2 protein-coding genes are annotated in these 2516 nt (G+C 43.0%); both read left to right on the forward strand.

All coding sequences use genetic code 11. The annotated features are described in order from the left end of the window. Positions 1-263: 263 nt before the first annotated feature. Positions 264-428 carry a transposase gene (locus BMZ51_RS23465; protein WP_082825728.1) on the forward strand — a complete coding sequence of 55 codons (165 nt, stop codon included), beginning with the start codon at positions 264-266 and terminating at the stop codon, positions 426-428. 254 nt (positions 429-682) lie between these two features. After that, positions 683-2008: a beta-1,3-glucanase family protein gene (locus BMZ51_RS23470; RefSeq protein WP_068010295.1), complete on the forward strand. Its 1326-nt coding sequence runs from the start codon at positions 683-685 to the stop codon at positions 2006-2008. Positions 2009-2516 lie beyond the last annotated feature (508 nt).

The raw sequence follows: 2516 nt of genomic DNA on the forward strand, positions 1-2516 counted from the left end.
CTATCTATAGTTGAAAGAATTTTCTCGAAAAATGAAACTTGATAAAGCCTATAAGATCCACGCGCTCATTGTGGTGAGAGCACATTGGGGTTCTTTGAGCCCATAGCGGACGTTCCTCAGCCACTCAGCTTTCGCTGACGCAGCATGTTGCTGTGTGGCCAAGGCTCCCATTCGCCGTAGTGTTGGGGCCGCATCGTTTTTTGGCCTTGCTATTTCTGATTGTGTGCAGTTTCAAAAAAAATCCCACCCAAAGCCAATAGAAAATGAAAAACTGTTTCTCGCCAGTCCTTTACAAGGTTCGCAATGTCATTGAACGCATGTTTTGCAGGATCAAAGACTTCCGCAGGACTGCAAGACGGTATCATCGAAAAGCCCAGAACTTCCTGTCCGCGCTCTGCCTCGTGGTAGTCATCTGTTACTGGTTATGAGTCTGGACCCTAAAAAATCAGTCAGGAAATTTTTCATTATCCAAAGCAAGGTTTCCAAATCTTGCACTTATATTCTAGCCATATTTTGCGGGAGTGTGATTTCAATATCTATTGTATCTTAATAGTATTCATTAGGGCTCTTTAAAGATTTAATTTAAATATTTTGAACTGTCGAGCAGATAGTTGTCCCTGATACAAATTAAGTAATTAAATTATCAGCGTTAGGAAAGGCCGCTATCATTGCGGAAAGTCGTATGAGTAACTTGGCATTGACGATTACAAATAACCCGAATTCCGGTGCGCAGAGTTCCGAAGTACATGTATGTATCGTCGGGCAAGATCCTAACGACAGTAAAAAGATCGGAAATTATAATTTTACTACTAATCAGTTTGATTTCGGCGACAAAAGTACTTGGCAACTGGACCCTAATAATCCCTCAGCTGTTACCACTTTGGATAAGATCAAATCAGCAATAAATATCCCCGATGTCACGAGCGGAAGAATTTACTTTTCGATTTATGATAATTTCCAACCTTTTAATTATATTGGACCGATGTCCGACAAATCGAATAAGACCCTCTTCGATAAAATTGAATTCAGCGTTGGATCAGGTACATATATCAATAGCACGTCGGTTGATTTCTACGGTATTTCCTATGTTATTTCTGGAATAGACATCAAATCGCAGTCGTCAGTTAGCTATGGGTTTAATCAAAAGCGTTCAGCAGTTATTACGGCACTTGGAAAACTCCCTAACCCACCGCAAAGTCAACAGATTGGCAATACTGATATCATGAAAAAAACTTTCATGACTAACGATAGCAAAGAAGTATTGCGCGTGCTGTCACCTAAAAGCATGATGTATGGGGACTGGGGTAGCAATTCAGATGAACAGAAGCTTTGGGCCCTACGTTACGCTCAATTTCTTAATGATTACATCGCCAAACATTGTTTTGTTCAAAATCGAAAATTCTGGTTCTTTGGCAAAGACCACTACAATACAGGTGATACGCCATATTTCGGGAAAGTTTCAAGCAGGAGCGACGTCGTTAGTTTATGGACAGATGAGTCTTGTACACAGCCTTATTCTGTCCAGACCCTTCCTAAGCCCGTGACCCAATTAAATGAATCAAACATATTCGCCAATTATGCAAACGTTACCGGAGTTGATCCCCAATATATTAATTGGGGTTACCTTCTGTTGGGAAATGTTGCTGGGTCAGAAGCTGCAAACCACTGGCAGCAAGATCCTGTCTGTTTGTCAATCATGGTTTCCATCTGTCGCGGTGTGATGCATCTTCAAAATGTTCCTTCCCCCTTTGATCCGCAAAATCCACCATGGAATGATCCTACAAAGCAGATATGGACTAAACCAGCGCAATATTACATGGGAGATGGCAACGGCAACAGCACAAATGATTTTCCAATTTTTTATTATGCCAGAATTTTACATCAACTCGGTTTGAATGGAAGAGCCTACGCACTTTCTCAGGATGATGTTTATGGCAGCGATACAACTATCCACATGACAAGTAATTCAAGCGCCACAATCGAATTGTTTGGACTTGATAGATGTTGAGAGGCTCTTTTGCAAAGTTGATTTCAGGGTCTACTTGCCTAAACTGCAGCCAAATCCATGTGGTCTTCGATAAACTCAACAGCGGAAGCTCGCTCAAAGTCTTCTCGCCGCGGATCGCTGCAAGTGCCACTATCGCCTTGAAGGCCGGGCTGTGATTGCGTCGGGGGCGTCTTGTCATACTCATCTCCTGTTCACAGCATCATGTCAGTTTCAGGAGCAATATCCACTTAGACCACCTGCCAAAATTCCCGAGCCGTCTCTTTCAGCAGGCGACAGTACTGGCACGTCGAGATATGAGGTCGGTTATGGAAACGGCCTGGCTGTGGGAGAGTAATAAACTTTCATACCGAAGAGCCCTCCGCGTCAGCAATGGCTTGATGTTGACCTAGATTACCGCACTGCAGCGAAGGTCGGCTTTGTCCGCATAGGCGTTTGTTCTGGTCTCAACAAACAGATGATTTTTGAATCAACAGTATGTTCTAGGAGATCGACTTGAGGTTGTAACCGC

The organism is Pseudovibrio axinellae (assembly GCF_900110875.1).
Lineage (GTDB): Bacteria > Pseudomonadota > Alphaproteobacteria > Rhizobiales > Stappiaceae > Pseudovibrio > Pseudovibrio axinellae.

Coding starts and splice junctions, on each gene's coding strand:
- BMZ51_RS23470 (WP_068010295.1), top strand. CDS start 683: ATGAGTAACTTGGCATTGACGATTACAAATAACCCGAATTCCGGTGCG.
- BMZ51_RS23465 (WP_082825728.1), top strand. CDS start 264: ATGAAAAACTGTTTCTCGCCAGTCCTTTACAAGGTTCGCAATGTCATT.